The following is a 22288-nucleotide window of genomic DNA, read 5'->3' on the forward strand; positions in this document are numbered from 1 at the left end:
CCGGTCGCGGTGCGATCTCCGCGGTTCATGCGAACAAGGACCAACGTATGCAGGTTTCCGGGGCCGTGCAGCGGGGGTTGACGGATCGGGTCCCGTTACCGAAAAGTTAGTGGAACCGGCCGGGTACCTTCGGTACAATCCCCCCGTCGTCCCCTCTGAACTGCGAAAACGCGGATAATCTACGCCAACGTTCAGGTTTCTTTAGGCTGGAAACCGGCGGAAAATAGTGGCATCGAGCGCCTCAAACGGTAGGTGTGATTTAGTTCACACCGTGGCTACGGGGCTCAAGTTCACGCTCTGGAGGTCGCGCAAGTGGCGGTAGAAGGTGACGCGGTCCACAGGGCGGGGCCGTTCCACTCCGTCGATGGAAACGCGGATGCCCACGCCTCCGGACTGCACCGCCCGCCCCGTGAGGACGCTCCCGGGGTCCACCTGGCCCGGCGCGACGCCCGCCCGGCGGGTGAGCCACCCGCCCAGGGGGAGCCGGGAGAGCCTCTCCAGCTCCTCCGGGGAGCGGCGACCCCGCCGGCCACCGGAGGAAAGCGGGGTGACCAGGCGGGTCGCCGCAATGCCCGGGGCGGTGTTCATGGGAACGACCCTCGCGCCGAACGACCCGTGGAAACGGCCGGATTCCCCCGAATCCTCCCGGAAGAGAAGGACGGCGGAGTCGACGACGATCTCCCCGACGTACTCCTTTCCGGGGTCGATGTTGCTCAGCGTCGCGGAACCGGCGATCACCTCGGACCGGTCGGTGCGGATGCAGGGGGAGGGCGCAACCTCGGCCTCCACCGCCGCGTCCATCAGCTCGGCCCGGGCCAGCCCGGCCACGCCCCACACGGCGGCGGCGGCGGAGGTCGGGTCGAGGGGAATGTAGGCCACCTCGGCCCACAGGTAGTCCGCGCGCATCATGCGGGTGAGCACGGCGGCGAGCGCGGCATCCGAGCCGGAGACCACCACGCGGAGACGCTCGGCGGGGTGCTGCGGGGCCAACGTGGGCTCACCCATGTGGGCCACGGAGGGGGAGGCCGCGATCTCGTCGAGGGAGGGTGTCGGGTCCACCGGCAGGAGCTCCCGGGCCGCCTCATCCAGGAACCGCAGGTCCGCGCGGGAGGGCACGGCGGGAAGTGTGACGTTGGCCGCGCCGTCGATAAGCAATGGCGATGCGCACGCGCAATGGAGGAGCCGCATGGCCCTCACGCTACAATAACGCTGGCAAGCACCCTATTTAAGGAGAGGACATGTCCGCCATCGTCATCGTCGGCGCCCAGTGGGGCGACGAAGGTAAGGGCAAGGCCACGGATATTCTCGGCGGCAAGGTCGATTACGTCGTGAAGCCGAACGGCGGCAACAACGCGGGTCACACCGTGGTTGTCGGCGGAGAGAAGTACGAGCTGAAGCTTCTCCCGGCGGGTGTGCTCTCGGAAAACGCCACGCCCATCCTGGGCAACGGCGTGGTGATTAACCTGCAGGCCCTGTTCGAGGAGATCGACGGCCTGGAGGAGCGCGGTGCCAACGCGTCGCGCCTGCGCATCTCCGGCAACGCGCACCTGGTCGCGCCGTACCACCAGACCCTCGACAGGGTGCAGGAGCGGTTCCTGGGCAAGCGGGCCATCGGAACCACCGGCCGCGGCATCGGCCCCGCCTACGCCGACAAGGTTGCGCGCGTGGGCATCCGCACCCAGGACATCTTCGACGAGTCCATCCTGCGCCAGAAGATCGAGTCGGCGCTGGACGTGAAGAACCAGATGCTGGTGAAGATGTACAACCGCAAGGCCATCTCCGTCGAAGAGGTGATGGACTACTTCATGGGCTACGCCGAAAGGCTCAAGCCGATGGTCATCGACGCGGAGTACACCCTGAACACGGCACTCGACGAGGGCAGGCACGTGCTCATGGAGGGCGGCCAGGCCACCATGCTCGACGTCGACCACGGCACCTACCCCTTCGTCACGTCCTCCAACCCGACCGCCGGCGGCGCGTGCGTCGGCGCGGGCATCGGCCCGACGAGGATCACGGCGTCGCTGGGCATCATCAAGGCGTACACCACCCGCGTCGGCGCGGGCCCGTTCCCCACGGAGCTCTTTGACAAGTGGGGCGACTACCTCCAGGAGGTCGGCGGCGAGGTGGGCGTCAACACCGGGCGCAAGCGCCGCTGCGGCTGGTACGACTCCGTCATCGCCCGCTACGCCTCGCGTGTCAACGGCTTCACGGACTACTTCCTGACCAAGCTCGACGTGCTCACCGGCATCGGAGAAATCCCGATCTGCGTGGCCTACGACGTCGACGGCGAGCGTTTCGACGAGATGCCGCCGACGCAGTCCCAGTTCCACCACGCCGTGCCGATCTTCGAGACGATGCCGGCCTGGGACGAGGACATCACGGGCATCACCGACTTCGACGACCTTCCCCAGAAGGCGAAGGACTACGTCCTGCGCCTGGAGGAGCTCTCGGGAGCGCCGATGAGCTACATCGGCGTCGGCCCGGGCCGCGACCAGACCATCGTGCGCCACGACGTGATGCAACGCTGACATTCGCCCGCCGCCACCTTTTCGCTCCCGCCGCGCCCTGCGTTAGGGTGTGGTGGATATTTCAGCGAAAGGTGCAGACAACCACATGATCTCGGCAGAAAACAACCAGGTGCTCATCCTGGGGAGCGGGATGCTGGCGGAGGAGCTCGCGTCCTCGTTTCGCCGCCTCGGGTTCGTGCCCGTCGTGGGCAGCGTCAAGCTCGGCACCGCCCTCGGCGTCCCCGAGGGCGTGCGCCCCGCGCTGACCGTGGTGTGCGAGCCCGCCCCCGCCGACCAGCTGGCCGAGCTGGAGGCCGCGACCGGCACCGAGCTCATCCCCTCCGTCGAGGCCTGCCGCATCACCCGCAACCGGGAGGGCATCCGGCGCACCGCCGCCGAGGAGCACGGGCTGCCCACCATGGCGTACGAGTTTGTCAGCACCTTCGATGACCTGGAGCCCTGCGCTGACCGGGTGGGGTACCCGTGCGTCGTGAAGCCCTGCACCTCGACCGGGGGAGAGGGCCAGACCGTGGTCACCGGCCCCCAGGACCTCGCGGCGGCGTGGGAGAAGGCCTATGACCCGGAGCGCGACGGCCGCGTGGCGGTGGAACGCTACGTCAACTTCGACTACGAGTGCACCATCCTCACCGCCCGCTCCATCGACCCGGTGACGGGGCACCTGTCGACGTGGTTCTGCGAGCCCATCGGCACCCGCCACGAGCAGGGCCGCCTAGTGGAGACGTGGCAACCCGCGCCCCTGTCAACGGCGGCGATGGAGAACGCCCGCTCGATCGCGGCGCGCATCTCGGGCGCGATCGGGGTGCAGGGGATCTACGCGATCGACCTATTCGTCGACGGCGACGAGGTCTACTTCTCGCAGGTCAGCCCGCGCCCGAGCCTCGACGGGATGATCACGGGGGCGACGCAGCGCATCAACGAGTTCGACCTGCACGCCCGCGCGGTCCTGGGGCTGCCCATCGATGTCACCCTCGTTTCCCCGGGGGCCGCGCGCTACGTTCCGGCCGGGGATGTGGGGCGCGCCGGGCTCGCCCGGGCGATGGCCGTGGAGGAGACCGGGATCGTTTTCGTGGGGGACACCGTCATGGTCCGCTCCACCGCGGACACGGTCGGAGAGGCCCGGGAACGCGCGGCGCGCGCCGCGGAGGCGTTGGCGGAGGTGCCGGTGTAGGCGCGGTCTCGGGTGCGCCACCTGCGGATACGTCACTGCGGGGTTTAACCTGTGACCTTGTTCACAGGTATTTTGCTATCCGAAAGTTATCACCCGGTTAGACTGGGGCCGAGTTTGTTCGTCCCGCCCGTGCCCCGCCTTACCTGCGGGGCGCGGAACCGAAAGGTTGATAAATGGCAGCTTCACAGTCCGTACTCCTGACCCTGGCCAACCGTAACTTTGACGGGATTGACCTGGAACAGGTGGCCTCGCAGAACGGCTTGCGCCTGGTGCGCCTCGATTCCCTCGGGGAGGACGCCACCGACCTCTCGGCGGTCTACGCCCGCGAGCCGCTTGCCGACGGCCCCGCCCTCGTCGCGGGAACCGGCGACCTGCCCTTCGACGCAGATCTCGCCTCGGCGCTCGGCGTGCCCGTCGTGATCCTCGCGGACAACGCGGGGAGGGCTGGCCTGGCGCAGCGCCGGGCGGCCGAGCTGGGGGCGACGGTCGCGGCCGTGGTCACCGCCGACGGCCTCGCCGATGCCCTCGCGGAGGCGGGGGAGGCGGGGGAGGCGGGGGAGCCCGGGCAGGTGATGTCGCCGGTGGTCTTCGAGTCGTGGCTGCTCAAGCGCGCGAAGGAGAAGCAGGCGCACATCGTCCTGCCGGAGGGCGAGGACGACCGGATCCTGCAGGCGGCGGGGGAGCTGCTGGCGGGGGGCGTCGCCAAGCTGACCATCCTCGGCGAGCCCGCAGACATCACGCGCCGCGCCGGTGAGCTCGGCGTGGATCTCTCCGGGGCCGACGTGATCAACCATCTCGAGTCCGACCTCCTCGAGGAGTTCGCCGCGGACTTCGTGGAGCTGCGCAAGGCCAAGGGGGTCACGCTCGACCAGGCGCGCGAGACCATGCGCGACATCTCCTTCTTCGGCACCATGATGGTGCACAAGGGTCTCGCGGACGGCATGGTCTCCGGCGCGGCCCACACCACGGCGCACACGATCAAGCCCTCCTTCCAGATCATCAAGACCGCCCCGGGTTCCTCGGTGGTCTCCTCCATCTTCCTCATGGTCATGCGCGGGCGGCTCTGGGCGTTCGGGGACTGCGCAGTCAACCCCAACCCCACCGCTGAGCAGCTCGGCGAAATCGCCGTCGTCTCGGCGAAGACGGCGGCGCAGTTCGGCATCGACCCGAAGGTCGCCATGCTCTCCTACTCCACCGGCACGTCCGGTTCGGGCCCGGATGTGGACCGCGCCGTCGCGGCCGTCGAGGCGGCGCGTGCCGCCGACCCGCAGCTCAAGGTCGACGGGCCCCTGCAGTTCGATGCCGCGTGCGACCCGGGCGTGGGAAAGAAGAAGGCCCCCGACTCCCCGGTGGCGGGCGAGACGAGCGTCTACATCTTCCCGGACCTCGAGGCGGGCAACGCAGGTTACAAGATCGCCCAGCGCACCGGCGACGCGCTCGCGGTGGGCCCGATCCTGCAGGGCCTGAACAAGCCGGTCAACGACCTCTCCCGCGGCGCGACGGTGCGCGACATCGTCAATACCGTGGCCATCACCGCCATCCAGGCAGGGGGAAATTAAATGTACTCGCTGGTCATCAACTCGGGTTCCTCCTCGATCAAGTTCCAGATCCTCGACCCCACCGCCGACGCGGCGCAGCCGCCCCTCGTCTCGGGCCTGGTGGAGCAGATCGGTGAGCCCTCCGGGCGCGTCACCATCAAGCATGCCGACGGCAAGGAAGTCACGCAGAAGCCCATCCCGACGCACAAGGTGGGCCTGCAGGAAGCGTTCCGCATCCTGGACTCCAGGGGCCTCGGGCCGACGCAGCTGGACATCACCGCCGTGGGCCACCGCGTCGTTCACGGCGGCATGGTCTTCTCCGAGCCGGAGCTCATCGTCGACGAGGTTGTCGAACGCATCCGCGAGCTCATCCCGCTTGCTCCGCTGCACAACCCGGCCAACATCGACGGCATCGAGGTGGCCCGCGAGCTGCTGCCGGATATCCCGCACGTCGCGGTGTTCGACACGGGTTTCTTCCGGCACCTGCCGCCGGCGGCTGCGGTCTACGCCATCAACGCCGAGGTGGCCGGCCGCAACCAGATCCGCCGCTACGGCTTCCACGGCACCTCGCACGAGTTCGTCTCCTCGCAGGTGCCGGGCATCATCGGCCGCGACCCGCGCCACACCCGCCAGATCGTGCTCCACCTGGGCAACGGCGCCTCCTGCTCGGCGGTGGCCAACGGCCACCCGATTGACACCTCCATGGGCCTGACCCCGCTGGCCGGCCTGGTGATGGGCACCCGCAGCGGCGACATCGACCCGGGCATCATCTTCCACCTGGCGCGCCAGGGCGGGATGAGCATCGACGAGATCGACAACCTGCTCAACCGCCAGTCGGGCGTCAAGGGCCTGTCGGGCGTGAACGACTTCCGCGAGCTGCGCGCCATGATCGACGAGGAGAACCAGGATGCCTGGCTGGCGTACAACGTCTACATCAACCAGCTGCGCCGCTACATCGGCTCCTACATGATCGCCCTGGGCCGCGTCGACGCCATCACCTTCACCGCCGGGGTGGGGGAGAACGACAAGTTCGTGCGCCGCGATGCACTGGACAACCTGGAGATGTACGGCATCAGAATCGACCCCGAGCGCAACGACCAGCCCAACGACGGCCCCCGGGTCATCTCCGCGGACGACTCCGCCGTCACCGTCCTCGTGGTGCCCACCAACGAGGAGCTCGCCATCGCGCAGAAGGCCGCGCACCTGGCCAAGGCCCTGTAGCGCACCGGCCCGCCGTTTCCCGGCCGCCCCCGGCTCAGAACCAGGTGGGCGGCCGCACCTTGTTGGCCATGTCCACCAGCGCGTAGCGGTGCTGCGGGTACGGGGCCAGGCGCGCCTGCTCCCGGAGCGTCACCGCGAGCCCGCGGCGCAACCCGCGGGAGGTGAAGGGGTACTCGAAGAGGTGGTGCTCCGATGCCGCCTTCTCCACCCCGGCCTCGCGCAGGAAGGTCAGCCCGGCGCGCAGCACGTACACCTTGATCTGCAAAAACCGTGGCTCGTTGTTGGGGATCTCCTCCAGCCGCCGCGCCGCGCGGCGGATGCGCGACTCCGTCAGCTCCGCCGAGACCAGGTCGAGGATGGAGGTCAGTTTGGCCATGCGGTGGTGCCGGGAGGACTGCGGGACGCGGTCGAGCGCCGCGACGGCGAGCTCCACCTCGGACTCCGCCATGAGAAGCCGGGCCAGGCCGAATGCGGCCGAGACCGTGGTGGGGTTGGTCTGCCACACGAGGGCGTAGAGGCGCAGGGCGTTGTAGCGCAGGATGGCGGGGTCGTCGCCAAGCAGCTCCCACCCGGGGGTGAGCAGGCCGCGTTCCTCCCACTCCTCGAAAACGGAGTTTGGCAGGTCGGCCAGGTTGGTGCGGATCCCGGCGGTGGCGCGGGCGATGTCGTCGCGCAACAAGTCCGTGGTGTACGGGCCGGTCTGCTGGCAGATCAGCTCGTCGATGGCGGCGATGGCGAGCTTCGGCGCCGCCTCGCCGGGGACCTGGTCCAGCACGCGGGTGAAGTCGCGCTGCGCGTCGCGGTATTCGCCGAGCAGTGTATTGATCACCCCGGAGTACCACGGGTAGCGCCAGTTGTGCACGAGGTGCTCGGTCAGCGAGGCCAGCCAGGTCCGGGCCTGGTAGGTCAGGCCCATGTCCAGCATGGCGCGCACCACTCCGAAGGGGATCTCGGTGGACTGCTCGTACTGCGGGGTCTGCATCGCCTGGCGCAGGTTCTCCAGGGTCTCCTGGGGCTCCTGGTAGGAGGTGCCCTGGATCATCGATGCCCCGACATCGGTGCGGTCGATAAGCGGGGAGGGCAGGGCCGCCACGACCTCCTGCGGGGTGATCTCCACCGTGCGCGAGATGCCGTCGATGAGCTGGTCGGTGCGGAACACGAGGTGCTTCGTGCCGAAGGTCGTACGTTGCGGGGAGAACAGGGAGTGCTGGGCGGGGTAGGTCACACCGTCGCGGATGGCGAGGCACTCGCGCAGCACACCCAGCATCTGCGCCTCGAGCTCGCGCACGCTGCCGAAGCGGAGCGCCGGGTCGGGGTCGCAACAGCGCATGATCAGCCGGTACAGCGAGAGGTACCGGCGGAAAGTCGGCTCGTGCGTCGGCGAGGGGATCCCCGGCGCGTAGGCCTTGCCCTCCCGCGGCAGGTCCACCACGAGCGCCGCGAGCGTGCGGCCGACCGTGTAGATGTCGCTGCTTATCGACGGCCCCTCCGACACCACCTCCGGCGCCTGGAACCCCCTGGTGCCGTAGATGTAGCCGAAGGCCCCGATGCCGGAAACCGCGCCGAGGTCGATGAGTTTGACCTGGTCCTCGGTGACGATGATGTTGTCCGGCTTCAGGTCGTTGTAGACCACGCCGCGCGAATGCAGGTACCCGAGCGCGGGCAGGATTTCCAGCAGGTACGCAATGGCCACGTCCACCGGGAGAAGGCGGCTGGGCTGCTCGTTGCGGCGCTCGCGCAGCGACGGCCCGCCCACGTACTCCATGACGATGAACCCGCCGGGCACCCGCGGGTCGTCGATGAAGTTGAAGATCTTCACGATGCCCGGGTGGGTCACGTCCGCGAGGAACTCCCGCTCCGCGGCCGCCGCGGCTGCCTCGTCCTCGTTCTTTGCCGAGTGCAGGCCCTTGAGCACCACGACGCGGTCGGCGACGTGGTGGTCGTGAGCGAGATAGATCCAGCCCATGCCACCGTGGGCGATGACACCCATGATCTCGTACTGGCCGGCCACGATGTCGCCGGGGTGGAGCTGGGGCATGGGGATACCCTTCTCCACGTGGGCGACCTCCGGCTCGCGCAGTGCGTCCCTCGGGTCACCGGGCGGGATCCAGGGCAGCTCCACCATTCCGTCGGCGACGATGCGGGAGGCGCGCTTGGCCCCGCGCAGCTCGCGGAACTTGTCCAGGGCCTCGCGGCGCGAGCGCTGGGAGGAGCTCTCCCGGGCGCGGGCCTCGCGGAGCTTATCCAGGTCCTTGAGCAGGCCCGCCATGTCACCCAGGCCGGCGTATTCCTCGCCCGGGGCGCTGTCGACGTGGTGGCGCTCGGTGTCCTCGTCCTCCCCGTCATCCGCATCATCCGCGAAGGGGTCGTAGGGGACGGCCTCGGTGGCGGGGTCCTCGTCGTCGGCGAAGGGGTCGAAGAGCACGGCCTCGGTTGCCTCGGGGGCTGCGGGGGCTTCGGGTTCGGGATTCTGCGCTTCGGGGTTCTGCGCTTCGGGGCTATCCGCCATTGCTGCCTCCCTCGGTCTCGTTCCGGTAGTGCGCGGGCGGGGTGTCGGAGCTGGAGAGGGCATCGCCAAGCCACTCGTTGTGCATGCGTTTCCACGTGCCGTCGGCGCGGATGCGCTCGAGCGTGGAGTTGACTTGGCGCACGAGCCCATCCTGGCCCTTGCGCACCCCCACGGCGTAGCTCTGCGAGCCGAAGGTTTCGCCGAGGACCTTGGTGTGCGGGTCCTGGGCGCTCATCCCGGCCAGGATGGCGTCGTCGGCGAGGACGGCGTCGGCCTGGTACTGCTGAGTGGCCACGAGGCAGTCGGCCCAGGTACGGGTGCGCAGGATGTTCGACGACGGGGTCACCTCCCGGGCCAGCTCGAGGAGGTTGGACCCGTCCACGACGCAGACGGTCTTGCCGCCCATGTCGGCGATTCCGTTGATACCACGGTTGAGGGGGGTGAGCAGCCTCACGGAGCTGGTCAGGTAGGGCACGGAGAAGTCCACCCGCTCCGCGCGCTCGGGGGTGATGGACATGGTGCGCACCACGATGTCCACGTCCTCGTCCTCCAGGGAGGTGAGACGCTTGCCGGAGTCGACGAAGCGGAAGTCGACCTTGCCCGGGTCGCCGAAGATGTCCCGGGCGATTTCGTGGGCGAGGTCCACCTCAAACCCCCGAAGGTCGCCGACGGAGGTGTCGCGGAAGGAGAGCAGGTACTGCGACTGGTCCACGCCGACGACGATGCGGCCGCGGCGCACGATGTCGGGGATGCGGTCCTCGGGCGCGGCCGCGTCGGGGCGCAGCGAGCCGGACCAGCCGGTGTCGTCCGAGAAGCCGCGCCGGGGGTGCACCCCGGCCGGGTCGAGCTGGGCTCCGGGCGGCAGGGGCAGGCCGGCGTACCCCAGCGGCGGCGGGGAGGGCGGGGCGCTGCCGTGGGTGGCGGGCCCGCCCGCGCAGGCACTGAGAGAACAGGCGCAGAGCAGCGCAAGAGGGGCGAGGACGCGGCGGGTCATCACAGGTACTCCCTCAGGCGCCGGCGGATGCCCAGCCAGATGGACACGATGGACAGGAGCGTGAGCACCAGGACCACGCCCGAAACGGCGCGGGTGGCGTCGAGGGAGGCGCTGATGTACTCGCGCATGTTGCCGCGGGAGTTGTTGATCAGCTCGGAGAAGACGGAATCCAGCTGGGAGTACGCCGCCGCCGAGGAGGCCTGCCCGCTCTGCAGGTTGGTGTCGGTGAGGATGTCGATGGCGTGGTCGAAGCGCCCCTCGTTCAGGGTGGTCACCAGGTCGTTGTGCGAAACCGACCACTGCTCCAGCGCGTCGCGCCCGGACTGGATGAGCTGCGGGTCGGCGGTCGGTGCGGCGGCGTCGAGGGCCTGCTGCACCTCACCGTAGGTGGTGTTGAAGGAGGTCTCCGTCTGGTCCACCGACTGGCGGCGCAGGAGGGCGAAGATCTCGTCGGTGCGCGTCTCCTGGGCGTTGATGCGCGCGGTGGTGAGCTCCTGCCACGGGTTGGAGGCCTTCTCGAACCCGACCACCCCCGACTGGAAGGCGGCGTAGTTGGACACGCTGACCCAGGTGATCGCCACGATCATCATGGCGGTGGCGGCGAGGAAGCCCTTGTTCAGCCGGCGGCGGAAGACCTTCCAGAGCCACAGCTGCGCCAGGACGAGGAAGCCCAGGGCCGCCACCAGCCCGGAGAGGGGGATCCACTGGGGGGAGGAGAGCCGGGCCATCTCGTCGCCGACCTGCTCGCGGCTGAGTTCGAAGAGGGAGGAGGCGTCGTCAAGCATGCGTTCGCGCATCATCCCGGACGCCTCGGACATGTAGGCCACACCCACCGGGTTGCCCATCCGCTGGTTGGTCTTGGCGCGCTCCATGAGCCCGGCGTAGACGGGCACGTCGCGCTGGATCTGGGTGACCAGCGTGCGCACCTCCTCCCGCTTCGCGTCAGCATCGGCGTCGACGGTGCCCTCCAGCACCTCGTTGGCCGCCACGACCCCGCGGTCCAGGGAGGAGAGGTAGAGCTTCATGTCCTCCTCGGAGACCATCCCGGGGGAGATGAAGCTGGTGGTGGAGACAGTGTCCGCCTGGGAGAGGGAGGTGAACAGCACGTGCGCGGAGTTGCTCATCGGCTCGGTGGAGTTGATCAGCACGTTGAGGGAGTCCTGGCGCTGGGCCATGGACTGGCTCATCGCCCACCCGGCGGCGAACAGTGCCAGGGTGAGCACAGTCATCATGGCGATGATGCGCCCCGGGGTGGTGACGGTGAAGTCGAGGAGGCGGCGCACCCAGCGCAGCGGACCGGTGAAGGTGTCGGTGACGAAGGAGCGGGCGCCGCGGTTCTCCGGGCGGGCCTCGAGGGCGTCGAGCCACTCGTCGCCGGTCGTGTCCAGCTCCGGGCCGCCGTCCCGGGCCTGCTCATCGAGCGCGTCATCCCAGGAGGTCCAGTCCCCCCAGGCCTGTCGGTCGGGCCAGGGGCCGCGCGCGTCGTCGGGTTCGGCCAGCGCGTTTCCGGGGCTCTGCGCGCCGCGCGCGGGGGCGGCAGCGGCCTCGTCGCCGCGCCGGGGACCCGTAGCCTCACGCATAACGACCAAGAATATCGTGGCGCGGTGGGCAGGTGGCTGTTTTGCCTATTGTGGGGGATATGGAAGGCGACGGCAACGGCTGGGTTCCCGGCCCGAACGGACAGAAGATGTGGGGGCGCTTCGGCGCCGCCGGGCTGTTTCTGCAGGCGGGAGACCTTGTTCTGCTGCAGCACCGCGCGGTGTGGACCGCCCAGGGCGGCACGTGGGGCCTGCCCGGTGGTGCGCGGGACTCGCACGAGACGGTCGCCGAGGCCGCGCTGCGTGAGGCGGTGGAGGAGTGCGCCATCGACCCCGCCCTCGTGGAGGTCCGCGGGGAGCTGGTCACCTCCGGGCCGTTCGAGTCCGGGTGGAGCTACACCACCGTCATGGGAGTGACCTCTACGGGTGAGCCCATCGGGGTCACGCCCAACGCCGAGAGCGAGGAGCTGCGGTGGGTGCCCATTGCGCGGATGCGCGAGCTCCCGCTGCACCCGGGGCTGGAAGCGTCGCTGGGCACGCTGCTCGAGCGTGTCGGGTCCCATGATTGAGGCGCGCGGGCTGACCAAGGTCTACGGCCGCGTGCGCGCCGTCGACGGACTGAGCTTCACCGTCGCACCCGGCGCGGTCACGGGCTTCCTCGGGCCGAACGGGTCCGGAAAGTCCACCACGATGCGCATGATGGTGGGCCTGGATAGGCCGACGGAGGGAACGGCGCTTATCGACGGCACCCCCTACCGCAACCTCCGCAACCCCGCCCGCACCGTCGGCGCACTGCTCGACGCGAAGGGCGTGCACCCGAACCGCTCCGCCCGCAACACCCTCCTGTGGCAGGCCCGCGCCGCCGGGATCCCCGCGGCGCGTGTGGAGGAGGTGCTGGATCTGGTGGGCCTGGGCGGCGTGGCTGAGAAGCGCGTCGGTGGCTTCTCGCTGGGCATGAGCCAGCGCCTCGGCATCGCCTCCGCCATGCTCGGCGACCCGGGCGTGCTCATCCTCGATGAACCGGTCAACGGCCTCGACCCCGAGGGAATCCGCTGGGTGAGGGGGCTCCTGCGCTCGCTTGCCGACGATGGGCGCACCGTCCTGGTCTCCTCCCACCTGTTGGCCGAGATGGCGCAGACCGCCGAGCGCCTCGTGGTGATCGGCCGCGGCCGCCTGGTCGCGGAGGCCTCGGTGGCGGAGTTCGTCGCCTCGGGCTCCGCCGTCGCCGCGGTGGCGCGGCCCTCCTCTCCGCCGGCGCTGGAGGCCGCGCTCTCCGCCGAGGGGGTCGCCTACACCAGGGAGGTGGACGGTGCCGGGCGCGCGGTGTACACCGTGGAGGGGCGCACCAGCGACGAGCTCGGCGCCCTCGCCTTCGCGCACGGCGTCCAGCTAGGCGAGCTCGGCGAGCGCCGCGCCTCCCTCGAGGATGCCTACATGCTCTCCACGGAGGGCCAGACCCAGTACGCCTCCCGGGAGGGCCGCGATGCCTGACACGATGTGCGCCGAGTGGACCAAGCTGCGCTCCACCGCCTCGTTCTGGTGGACCAGCGCGCTGATCCTCCTCATTCCGGTGGCGCTGGCGGGGGTGTTCGCCGGGTTCAACACCGGCAACCCGCTCGAGTTCCTCCCGGTGAGCGTGGTGACGCTCTCCGCGATCCCCGTCCTCATCATCGTCACCGTGCAGGCCGCAATGACCGTCACCACCGACTACCGCTACGGCGTGCCTGCCACCACCTTCCGCCTGACCCCGGTGAGGTGGAGGGTGGGCGTCGCCAAGCTCGTGCTCTACGCGGTTCTTGCGGCCGTGCTCGTGGCCGTAGGGCTGCTGCTGGCGTTCCTGCTGGGCGACGTCGTGGCGGGTCGCGGGACCGGGTGGACCGGGAATCCGACCGCGAACCGGGGACTGTGGGCCCTCCCGCTCGCCGCGGTGCTGGTGACGGTGTTCTCCCAGGGGCTGGGGTGGATCACCCGCAACACGGCGGGAGCGGTGGTCCTCGTGTTCGCGTTCCAGTTTGTGCTGGACTCCATCGGGGGGCTGCTGCCGGGTGCGGGCGGGCGGCTCGCGCGCTACCTGCCCTTCTCCAACCTCTACGCCTTCCTGTACGACAATCCCGTGGCCGGGTTCACCGTCGGCGCGTCGCTGGGAATTTTCATCCTGTGGGCGGCGGGGTTGTGGATCGCGGGGCTGGTGGTGCTGGAGAGGCGCGACGTCTAGGGGTTATCCACAGACAGATCGGCCCGGGTGTCACTTTGTGGGACGGGCGGCCATGGTGGGGGCATGGATTTCGCATCGCTTCCCGACGTGCCGCGGTACCACATCCCTGACTGCCCCGAGCTCCCCATCTGGCGACAACGGGCCGTGCAGGCGTACGCGGTGGGGCGTGGGCTCACACGGGGGGTATTGGTGCTCCGGGCGGCGGCCCGCCTCACGGGCGTCTGGGTGGCGCCGACCTCCGCGGAGCTCGTCGAAATCGCGCTGCCAAGCGGGCGAGCACCTGGCCACCGGATGCATCGGGAGGGGCGGCGGTACGTGAAGCTGGCGGTCCGCGCCGACGACATCCTGGATGTTCAGGGGGTGCGCTGCCTCCACCCACTCCACAACGCCCTGGAGATTGCCCGAGCGTACGGATTTGCCGAGGGCGTGGTTGCAGTCGATTCGCTCTTCCACGGCAAATCAATCGAGGAGCAGCGGGTCGTGTGGGTGGAGCTGCACGCGCGGTGCGAGCGGATGAGGGGGCTGCGGGGGGTTCGGTACGCCCGGCAGGCGTTGGAGCATATGGTTCGCAATTCCGGCTCGGCACCCGAATCCTATCTTCGTGCCCGCTTGATTGAGGCCGGTATCGGCCCGATCGAGGTGCAGCACCGGGCGGGTCGCTACTACATTGACCTGCTGGTGGGACAAACCGTCGCGGTTGAGATTGACGGCAATGTGAAGTACCTGGCTGATGCCCGGAGCACTGAATCCGCGGAACGCCAGCGGGAAAAACAGATCCAGAACAAGGGCTACTACCTCCTGCGCTTCAAACCGTGGGAACTGTTTAACGATCTGCCGGGCGTTCTTGCCCGGATCCGCACAGCGTGCGAGGTGGAGCGTGCCCGCCGGATTTCCCCGCCTCCCGGTTAAATAGGGGTGCTGAGCGGAGGGCCAAAACTAAAAGGCCAAAACTAAAGGGCCAAAACCCCAGGTCGCAAAAAACGCCGAAAAACCCGACCTGGGGTTTTGGCCCTTTAGTTTTGGCCCTCTGGCGCGAAACCCCCCAAAACCACCCCTACTGCAGCGCCGAGGTCAGCTTCATCACGTTGTCGATGTAGCGGCGGTGCCACGGGCGCCGAGCCCACCGCTCGAGGGTGAGCTGCCGGGACACTGAGAGGTACGCCCGGGAGAGGGCGTGAACGTCGTCGAGGAGCGGACCGTCGCAGACGAACAGCGAGCTCTCATAGTTGAGCGTGAAGGAGCGCATGTCCATGTTCGAGGAGCCGATGACGCCGACGCACGAGGAACGGCCCGGGTCCGCCAGGGCGAACTTGGTGTGCAGCACGTAGGGGGCGGGGAACTCCCAGATGCGCACGCCCGCCTCGAGAAGCTGCTGGTAGTAGGCGGACTGGGCGTGCTGCACCATGAACTGGTCGGAGCGCTCGCCGACGAGGAGGTCGACGCGCACGCCCCTGAAGCAGGCGGTGGTGATGGCCTCGAGGAGCGTGTCGTCGGGGACGAAGTAGGGGGAGCAGAGGATGATGTGCTCGTTGGCGTGGTGCACGAGGGTGTTGAACATCCGCAGGTTCGGCTCGGCCTGGTATCCGGGCCCGGAGGGAACGAGCTGCACCACGCTGGAGCAGCCTTCGTCGGGGGCGCTGGGCGGTTCGAGCTCGATGACCTCGCCCGATTCGGTGAACCAGTCCACCGCGAACATGGACTCGAGTGAGGCGACGATCGGCCCCTCGAGCTCCACGAACGCGTCGACCCACTGGCGGCCGGCGCTGCGGTGCTTGCGCAGGAGGTAACTGCGGTCGATGAGGTTGATGCTGCCCAGAAAGCCCACGCGGCCGTCGACGATGATCACCTTGCGGTGGTTGCGCAGGTCGGGGCGTCGCCACCGTCCGTGAAACACGTCAAGCGGCAGCATGCGGTGGAAGTCGACGCCGATGGCGGTGAGGCGCTTGCGCAGCCGGCGGTAGCCGGGGTACTTGAGCGAGCCGATGTGGTCGTAGAGCAGGCGCACGTGCACCCCACGGCCCACGGCGCGCTGCATGGCGCGGAACACCGGATCGGTGGTGTCGTCCCAGGCCACGGCGTAGATCTCGATGTCTACGTAGTCCTCGGCGGAATCGATAAGCTCGGCGATGCGCGCCATCGTGCGGTCGTAGTCGGACCACAGGTGACGGGCGCGGCCGTGGACGGCGGGAAAGCCGGTGAGCCTGCGGTTGAGCCGGACGATGGCCTCGGTCTCGGGAGAGTCGAGCTCTCCGGCGGGGTAGTCGTCGACCCCGAGGTGGATATTGTTGAGCTCGGCGATCGCGCGCTGCTGGATACCGTGGCGGCGCCGCGAGACGTAGTTCGAGCCCATCATCAGGTACAGCGGCAGGCCCACCACGGGCAGCAGGAGGATGAGCAGCAGCCAGGCGTTGGCGCTGGAGGGGCGCCGGTTGGACGGCACGACGCCGATCATCACGAACTTGATGCCGTATTCCAGCACCATCAGCAGGAACTGCCAGAGCGAAATGTCGAGGGTGGGCATCATTTGACGTCGTCAAGCGAGAGCGTGCGCGTATCGTAGTCCGCGATGACGGGCGCGTGGTCGCTCGCACCCTTGCCGCGGCGCTCGTCGACATCGACCCAGGCCTTCGCTAATCGACGCCCCAAAGGCGGCGTGACCAGCTGGAAGTCGATGAGCATTCCCTCGTTCTTCTGGAAGCGCATGGACTTGTAGTCCCAGAAGGAGAAGCGCTCGGCGTGCGTGACGGGCTCCAGACCCGCCTCGGTGAGCATCTGGAATGCGGCGCGCTCCGGCTCCGTGACGTGCGTCTTGCCCTCGAACCAGGAAATGTCCCACACGTCCTCGTCGCGCGGGGCGATGTTGAAGTCGCCGCCGTAGACGGCGGGTACGGACGGGTTGATGCTGTCGCCCAGGCAGTAGAGGAATTCGAGCTTGTAGTCGTAGTGCGGGTCACCGATGGAGCGACCGTTGGGCACGTAGAGGCTCCACACGTCCACCCCGCCGCAGGTGGCGCCCACGGCGCGGGCCTCCACGACAGGGTCACCCGTCTTGGCGAAGCTGGGCTGGCGGGGAAAGGAGCCGCGCACGTCGTCCAGGCCGACGCGGCTGGCGATGGCCACCCCGTTCCACTGCGAGTGGCCCACGTGGGCGACCTCGTATCCCGCGGATTCGAAGACGGAGCGGGGGAACTTGTCGTCGGAGACCTTCGTCTCCTGCATAGCGAGCACGTCGATGTCGTTCCGCTCGAGGAAGGCCGCAATACGCTCGGCGCGGGTGCGGACCGAGTTGACGTTCCAGGTGGCTATGCGCATGTTTTACACCCTAACCCAGCCGGGCGTAGCGGTGCCGGTGGTGCTCGATGAAGCCGGCCTTGCGGTACATCTCCACTGCCGCGGTGTTGGACACGCGCGTCTGCAGGTAGGCGGCCTGCGCCCCGTTGGCCGCACCCCAGGCCAGCAGGCTGCGGGTCAGCTCCGTGCCCAGGCCCCGGCGGCGGTGGGCGGGGTGGACCTCCACGGCGGAGTAGCCCAGCCAGACGCGCCCGTCGGCGGACTCGGTGAGCGTGGCGCGGGTGACGGCGACGGTTTCACCGCCCTCGACCAGGCGGGCGAAGGCGATGCGGCCGTCAATGCGCTCGGACAGGGCCATGAGCGCGGGGGCTGGCAGCGTCCGGCCGCGGTAGTGGTACATGGACAGCCAGGCTTCATCAGGGGAGTCGTCGGCGCGGAAGCGCGCGGAGATCTCTCCAGCGTCACCGGCGTCCAGGTGGTGCGTCATCACCAGGATTTCCTCGCCGAGGGTCCAGCTCTCGTCGAGCAGCTTCAGCGCGGGCTTGCCGATGCGCTCCGGGATGAGCAGCTGCACCGGCTGGCCGTGCGCCGCGTAGAACTCGCGCAGCGCGTCCAGGGGCGCGGGGTTGAAGCCCGCGCTGTGGCCGATCGGGACGGCGGAGTTGGAGCGCTCAGCGATGTCGGCGCCGGAGCGGGCGAGCCAGCCGTCGATAAGCTTCTGCTCCTGACCCGGGAAGGCCTTGGCGTACGCGGTCTCGACGGCGCGGATGTCGGAGTTGCGCACCGTGCGCGGCGAGAGCTTCTTCACGATGTGCGCCTCGCCGATCTCGATGGCCTCCCTGAACGAGGGCAGGCCGCCGACCTCCTGCGGGCGGACGACCAGCGGATCGAGCGTGACGACGTGCCCGATCACGTCGCTGGCGTGTTCCCCGCGGCGCCGGCGTACCACGACCCGGTCGCCGACGGCGATGTCGTCGGAGCGGAAGAAGCGCGACATCTAGTGCCCGAACGGGTCCTCGTCCGTGCCCGGCAGCCAGGTCAGCCCCGGGACGGTCCAGCCGTTGTCGCGGATCACGCGCTTCGCCTCCCGCTTGTAGCGGCCGGTGAGCACGTCGGTGTAGACGAACCCGTCCAGGTGGCCCACCTCGTGCTGCAGGCAGCGGGCGAAGAAACCCTCGCCCTCGACCTCGATGCGGTTGCCGTTTTCGTCGAGGCCGGTGACCTTCGCCCAGTCCGCGCGGCCCGTGGGCCAACCCTCACCGGGAACGGACAGGCACCCCTCGTCGTCCTCGCCGTCGTCGCGGGGCATGGTCTTGGGGATCTCACTGGTTTCCAGCACCGGGTTGATCACGGTACCGCGGCGGATCTCACCGTCATCGGGGCAGGCATAGACGAAGAGGCGCAGCGGCACCCCCACCTGGTTCGCGGCCAGGCCCACACCGTGGGCGGCGTCCATGGTCTCGTGCATGTCGGCGATGAGCTCCTGCAGCTCCTCCACGGGTTGCTCCACCAGCTTGGTGGGCGTGTGCAGGACTGGGTCGCCGTGAATCACGATGGGTCGAATTGTCATGCCTAATATATTAGGCATGCTCACCCCGGATGATTTAGCGGTGCTCGACTTCGAGGCCACAGCCCCGCGCAGCCTCGGCGCGAAGGAGGAGGCCATCCGGCACCGCCTCGGGATGGCTCCGGTGCGCTACTACCAGCGGCTGAACAATCTGCTCGATTCCCCCGAGGCACTCGCCGCACGCCCGCAGCTGGTGCGGCGGCTCCAGCGGATCCGCGACGCGCGGTCGTAGACCGCGTTTTCCGCTTCCCTGTGTCCCTCCGGCGCGTCGCTTTCGCCACCTCCGCCACACCGAACTAGAGTGGCGCATGTGACTAATGTGAATCCTGGGAACGAGGGCCGCCGCTTCCGGCGCGGCCCCAAGCGCGACCACTACGCCGATTACGACGACATCGATGACACCCCGTACAACGATGCCGATTTCACGGAGTTCGCGGACCCCGACGCCGAACACGTCGAATACGCCGACGCGGAGTACGAGGAGTACCCCGAGCAGGGTTACAACGAGGAGGGCTATCGCGACGACGGGTACCGGGGGGCCCACCGCGTGCGCCCGGAGGAACCCGCTGAGGGTGCGGTGGACGAGGACGGCGCTGCCCCCCTCGCCGCCGGCGGGAGCACCGCCGCCGCAGCCGGTGGTCTGCCAAAGCGCGGCCTGGGGATGATCCTCATCGCCGTCGGCGCGATTCTCCTGCTCTGGGGCCTGTACGCCCTGACCCAGCGCGACGCCGAAACGCAGAACGCGGTGGCCACACCGAGCGCCAGCCAGAGCGCCCCCGCCAACGGCCAGTCCGCCCCCCAACCCGCGCAGCCGGGCCAGGCCGCCCCGAGCGGCCAGGCGAGCCCCTCCGGTCAGTCGGCGCCGAACGGCCAGCCGTCCCCGAGCGGGCAGCCCGGTGAGCCCGGCCAGCCCGCCGCCCCAGCCCCCGCGCAGCCGGGTCAGGCCGGTCAGCTGACCCGCGAGAACGCCGAGGTCTCCGTCTACAACAACTCACCGACCCCGGATTTGGCCGGCACCACCGCCCAGAAGTTGGCGGGTGACTTCAAGGTGAAGAACAAGTCCGCGGACGCCGCGCAGATGAACCTGCCGGAGCAGACCTACGGCATCTTCCCGCAGACCTTCGTCTTCTACGACCCCTCCGTCGCAGGTGCCGAGCAGGTGGCCGCTGACGTGGCCCAGCGCGTCGGTGGTGCCCCGCGCTCCGTGCGTGACCTGCCGCAGGGTGCGTCCCTGCCCCGCGAGGTGGTGGGCAACGGCAACGCCGTCACCGTCGTCCTCGCCGGTTAACCACCGGTCGACCGACAGTTAGGCCCCCACTCCGCCGAACCGGCGGGGCGGGGGCGCTAAACTTCTCGCATGGATCCGTTCCGCGAGTTCACCCGGTCACCGCGCCCCACGCTGGGGGTTGAGTGGGAAATCTGTCTGACCGATCCCACCACGCGCGACCTGGTCCCGCGCGCGGACGAGGTCATCGAGGAGGTCGCCGCCCGCCACCCCGATCTGCAGCTGGAACGAGAGTTTCTGCAGAACACGATCGAGCTGGTCACCCCCGTGTGCGACAACACGGGTGAGGCGGTGCGCAACCTCGCCGACACTCTGACCAAGGTCCGCGAGGTCACCGAGGAGAAGGGCATGCGCCTCTGGGCCGGCGGCGGCCATCCGTTCTCGGACTTCCGCACCCAGCCCCTCAGCGCCAAGGGCACCTACCAGGAGATCATCGACCGCACCCAGTACTGGGGCCAGCAGATGCTTCTTTGGGGCATCCACTGCCACGTGGGCATCCGCCACGAGGACCGCGTGTGGCCCATCATCAACGCTCTGCTGACCAAGTACGCGCACCTGCTCGCCCTCTCGGCCTCGAGCCCGGGCTGGGACGGCCAGGACACCGGCTACGCCTCCAACCGCACGATGCTCTACCAGCAGCTGCCCACCGCGGGCATGCCGTACCAGTTCCAGAACTGGGAGCAATGGGTGGAGTTCATGTCGGACCAGCGCACGTCCGGGGTGATCAACCACACCGGCTCCATGCACTTCGACGTCCGCCCCGCCGCAAAGTGGGGGACCATCGAGGTGCGCATCTCGGACGCCACCTCCAACCTGCGCGAGCTCGCGGCCGTCGTCGCGCTCACGCACTGCCTGGTGGTGCACTACGACCGGATGATCGACGCCGGCGAGGAACTGCCCACCCTGCAGCCCTGGCACGTCGCGGAGAACAAGTGGCGGGGTGCCCGCTACGGCCTCGAGGCCCTCGTGATCACCTCGCGGGAGACACGGGAGCGGTGGGTCACGGAGGAGCTCGCCGAGCTTGTCGACGTCCTCCAGCCCGTCGCCCGCGACCTCGGATGCGTGGAGGAGCTCAACCTCGTTCTGGAGATCCTCGAGCGCGGTGCCGGCTACCAGCGCCAGCGTCGCATCTACCAGCGCGAGGGGGACTGGAAGCCCGTCGTGGACGCCTCCTGCCGCGAGATGGTGGAGCTGACCTGGCCCTAACGGAGCGGCCTATTCCCGCTCGCGCGGGGCATCTTCCCCTCGCGCGGGGGCGACGGGCAGGCGCGGGTGGTGCTGCGCCGGGCGCTGGTTGACGGACATGACGGAGTCGTCCCCGTAGAGCCCCTCGCGCCGGGCGATGCGGCTGAGGCGCTGCGCGGTTACGGGGTTGGTCATCAGCGCGAAGACCACGAGCAGCAGGAGCACGCCGACATCGCCCCGGTTGTGCGGGCTGAAGTCGGGGTTGCACACCACGCGGATGACGGTTCCCACCACCATGAGCACCAGACCCGTGGTCTGCGGCTTGGTGACGGCGTGGATGCGCGCCATCGTGGACGTGAAGCGCACGGCGCCCACGGCCGCGGAGAAGACCATGAACGCGCCGGGCAGGATGAGCAGCAGCGATACCACGTCCGCCACGAAGTGCCAGTTCACGCTCACAGCGAACCATCCCTCTTGCGGAAGCGGGCCACGGCCAGCGAGGAGATGAACCCCAGCAGGGCGATCACCATCATGACGGTGACCACCGTGGTGTCCAGCGTCCAGGCGATGTAGAGCGCCAGCACGCACTGCAGGGAGGCGGTCACACCGTCGTTACCGATGACGCGGTCGAGCGAGTCGGGGCCGACGATGATGCGCCAGCAGAGGATGAAGAACCCGACGACGAGGAACGCCGCCGCGATGGCGAGGAAGACGGTGTAGAGGGTGGTGTCCACGCTGCTACCTCCTGCTTTCGAAGATGTCGATCATTTGCCGCTCCAGCTTCAGCACGTTGGCTATCTCGCGTTCGATGTCCTCGTCCGCGTGGGCGTCGAGGACGTGGATGGTCCATTCGCGGTTGGCGATGTCGATGTCGGAGACCGTCCCGCCCGGCTGCAGGTTGTAGGCGCAGGCGGCCAGGTAGAGCACCAGCTCGCTGGACACGCGCATCGGCACCCGGAGGATCGCGCTGCGGGGCGGATCCTCCCGGCGCAGCGCGAGCCACGCCACCTTCACCGAGGCGAGGATGAGGTCGCCGAACCAGATGCAGAGGAACCGGATGAGACGGCCCCAGTGCACCTTGTTGCCGCTGCGAGGCACCGGCGGCAGCGGAAGCACCACCACGACGAGGGTGCCAAGAGCCAGACCCGCGAGGACGTTGCCCACGGTGAGCTCGCCCTGGAGGAGCACCCACATGAAGGCCAGCCACAGCACGAAGGCGGGGCGGAGGCGGTTCAGGAATCCACTCATG

22 protein-coding genes are annotated in these 22288 nt (G+C 68.9%); 11 read left to right on the forward strand and 11 right to left on the reverse strand.

Annotated features, from left to right (window positions below):
• Window positions 1–264 precede the first annotated feature (264 nt).
• Window positions 265–1188: a hypothetical protein gene (locus B3611_RS05000; protein WP_291313982.1), complete on the reverse strand. Its 924-nt coding sequence runs from the start codon at window positions 1186–1188 to the stop codon at window positions 265–267.
• Between the two features lie 50 nt (window positions 1189–1238).
• Between B3611_RS05000 and B3611_RS05005 the strand changes: the two genes are divergently transcribed.
• The 4 genes from B3611_RS05005 (at window position 1239) to B3611_RS05020 (ending at window position 6455) form a co-directional block, all read left to right on the forward strand.
• On the forward strand, window positions 1239–2528 hold the full coding sequence (locus B3611_RS05005; RefSeq protein WP_291313983.1) for an adenylosuccinate synthase: 1290 nt from the start codon (window positions 1239–1241) through the stop codon (window positions 2526–2528).
• An 85-nt stretch (window positions 2529–2613) separates the two neighbouring features.
• Window positions 2614–3696, forward strand: a complete 1083-nt coding sequence (locus B3611_RS05010; protein ID WP_291313984.1) for an ATP-grasp domain-containing protein — start codon at window positions 2614–2616, stop codon at window positions 3694–3696.
• A 173-nt stretch (window positions 3697–3869) separates the two neighbouring features.
• Window positions 3870–5255 (forward strand): phosphate acetyltransferase, encoded by a 1386-nt coding sequence (gene pta / locus B3611_RS05015; RefSeq protein ID WP_291313985.1) that lies wholly within the window; start codon window positions 3870–3872, stop codon window positions 5253–5255.
• Window positions 5256–6455: an acetate kinase gene (locus B3611_RS05020; RefSeq protein WP_291313986.1), complete on the forward strand. Its 1200-nt coding sequence runs from the start codon at window positions 5256–5258 to the stop codon at window positions 6453–6455.
• Between the two features lie 34 nt (window positions 6456–6489).
• Here B3611_RS05020 and B3611_RS05025 read toward each other — a convergent pair whose 3' ends face one another.
• From B3611_RS05025 to B3611_RS05035, 3 genes are read right to left on the reverse strand one after another with little or no spacing between them, the layout of a single operon-like run.
• Window positions 6490–8964: a serine/threonine protein kinase gene (locus B3611_RS05025; RefSeq protein WP_291313987.1), complete on the reverse strand. Its 2475-nt coding sequence runs from the start codon at window positions 8962–8964 to the stop codon at window positions 6490–6492.
• On the reverse strand, window positions 8954–9958 hold the full coding sequence (locus B3611_RS05030) for a glutamate ABC transporter substrate-binding protein (protein WP_291313988.1): 1005 nt from the start codon (window positions 9956–9958) through the stop codon (window positions 8954–8956). The genes B3611_RS05025 and B3611_RS05030 overlap by 11 nt, the downstream gene beginning before the upstream one ends.
• The gene (locus B3611_RS05035) at window positions 9958–11538 is read right to left on the reverse strand and encodes a hypothetical protein (RefSeq protein WP_291313989.1); all 1581 of its coding nucleotides are present in this window, start codon (window positions 11536–11538) and stop codon (window positions 9958–9960) included. The genes B3611_RS05030 and B3611_RS05035 overlap by 1 nt, the downstream gene beginning before the upstream one ends.
• 59 nt (window positions 11539–11597) lie before the next feature.
• Here B3611_RS05035 and B3611_RS05040 point away from each other — a divergent pair, with 59 nt between their 5' ends.
• From B3611_RS05040 to B3611_RS05055, 4 genes are all read left to right on the forward strand, one after another.
• Complete coding sequence (locus B3611_RS05040; RefSeq protein ID WP_291313990.1) at window positions 11598–12065, forward strand: NUDIX domain-containing protein; 468 nt, start codon at window positions 11598–11600, stop codon at window positions 12063–12065.
• Window positions 12058–12987: an ABC transporter ATP-binding protein gene (locus B3611_RS05045; protein WP_291313991.1), complete on the forward strand. Its 930-nt coding sequence runs from the start codon at window positions 12058–12060 to the stop codon at window positions 12985–12987. Before B3611_RS05040 ends, B3611_RS05045 begins: the two co-directional genes overlap by 8 nt.
• Window positions 12980–13711: an ABC transporter permease gene (locus B3611_RS05050; RefSeq protein ID WP_291313992.1), complete on the forward strand. Its 732-nt coding sequence runs from the start codon at window positions 12980–12982 to the stop codon at window positions 13709–13711. The genes B3611_RS05045 and B3611_RS05050 overlap by 8 nt, the downstream gene beginning before the upstream one ends.
• Before the next feature lie 63 nt (window positions 13712–13774).
• Complete coding sequence (locus B3611_RS05055; protein ID WP_291313993.1) at window positions 13775–14620, forward strand: endonuclease domain-containing protein; 846 nt, start codon at window positions 13775–13777, stop codon at window positions 14618–14620.
• Window positions 14621–14765: 145 nt separating this feature from the next.
• Here B3611_RS05055 and cls read toward each other — a convergent pair whose 3' ends face one another.
• The 4 genes from cls to B3611_RS05075 are packed head-to-tail and all read right to left on the reverse strand — an operon-like array spanning window position 14766 to window position 18572.
• Entirely contained in the window at window positions 14766–16235 is a 1470-nt protein-coding gene (gene cls / locus B3611_RS05060; RefSeq protein ID WP_291313994.1) for a cardiolipin synthase, read from the reverse strand.
• On the reverse strand, window positions 16232–17023 hold the full coding sequence (locus B3611_RS05065) for an exodeoxyribonuclease III (protein ID WP_291313995.1): 792 nt from the start codon (window positions 17021–17023) through the stop codon (window positions 16232–16234). Before B3611_RS05065 ends, cls begins: the two co-directional genes overlap by 4 nt.
• A 10-nt stretch (window positions 17024–17033) precedes the next feature.
• Window positions 17034–17999: an N-acetylglutamate synthase, CG3035 family gene (locus B3611_RS05070; protein ID WP_291313996.1), complete on the reverse strand. Its 966-nt coding sequence runs from the start codon at window positions 17997–17999 to the stop codon at window positions 17034–17036.
• Window positions 18000–18572, reverse strand: a complete 573-nt coding sequence (locus B3611_RS05075) for a peptide deformylase (protein ID WP_291313997.1) — start codon at window positions 18570–18572, stop codon at window positions 18000–18002.
• A gap of 16 nt (window positions 18573–18588) precedes the next feature.
• Here B3611_RS05075 and B3611_RS05080 point away from each other — a divergent pair, with 16 nt between their 5' ends.
• From B3611_RS05080 to B3611_RS05090, 3 genes are all read left to right on the forward strand, one after another.
• Entirely contained in the window at window positions 18589–18801 is a 213-nt protein-coding gene (locus tag B3611_RS05080) for a DUF3263 domain-containing protein (RefSeq protein ID WP_291313998.1), read from the forward strand.
• A 78-nt stretch (window positions 18802–18879) separates the two neighbouring features.
• On the forward strand, window positions 18880–19857 hold the full coding sequence (locus tag B3611_RS05085; protein ID WP_291313999.1) for a LytR C-terminal domain-containing protein: 978 nt from the start codon (window positions 18880–18882) through the stop codon (window positions 19855–19857).
• A 69-nt stretch (window positions 19858–19926) separates the two neighbouring features.
• A complete protein-coding gene (locus B3611_RS05090; protein WP_291314000.1) occupies window positions 19927–21060 on the forward strand; it encodes a glutamate--cysteine ligase in 1134 nt (377 codons plus the stop codon).
• A gap of 9 nt (window positions 21061–21069) precedes the next feature.
• Here the strand turns inward: B3611_RS05090 and B3611_RS05095 are convergent, their stop codons facing one another.
• Genes B3611_RS05095 through B3611_RS05105 form a run of 3 tightly spaced genes read right to left on the reverse strand, consistent with a single transcriptional unit; the run spans window position 21070 to window position 22287 of the window.
• Window positions 21070–21492, reverse strand: coding sequence for a monovalent cation/H(+) antiporter subunit G (locus B3611_RS05095; protein ID WP_291314112.1), 423 nt, complete (start codon window positions 21490–21492; stop codon window positions 21070–21072).
• 2 nt (window positions 21493–21494) lie between these two features.
• Complete coding sequence (locus B3611_RS05100; protein ID WP_291314001.1) at window positions 21495–21773, reverse strand: monovalent cation/H+ antiporter complex subunit F; 279 nt, start codon at window positions 21771–21773, stop codon at window positions 21495–21497.
• Between the two features lie 4 nt (window positions 21774–21777).
• Window positions 21778–22287: a Na+/H+ antiporter subunit E gene (locus B3611_RS05105; RefSeq protein ID WP_291314002.1), complete on the reverse strand. Its 510-nt coding sequence runs from the start codon at window positions 22285–22287 to the stop codon at window positions 21778–21780.
• Between the last annotated feature and the right edge of the window lies 1 nt (window position 22288).

The organism is Corynebacterium sp. UBA2622, from assembly GCF_002339505.1.
In the GTDB taxonomy this organism is placed as follows: Bacteria; Actinomycetota; Actinomycetes; order Mycobacteriales; family Mycobacteriaceae; genus Corynebacterium.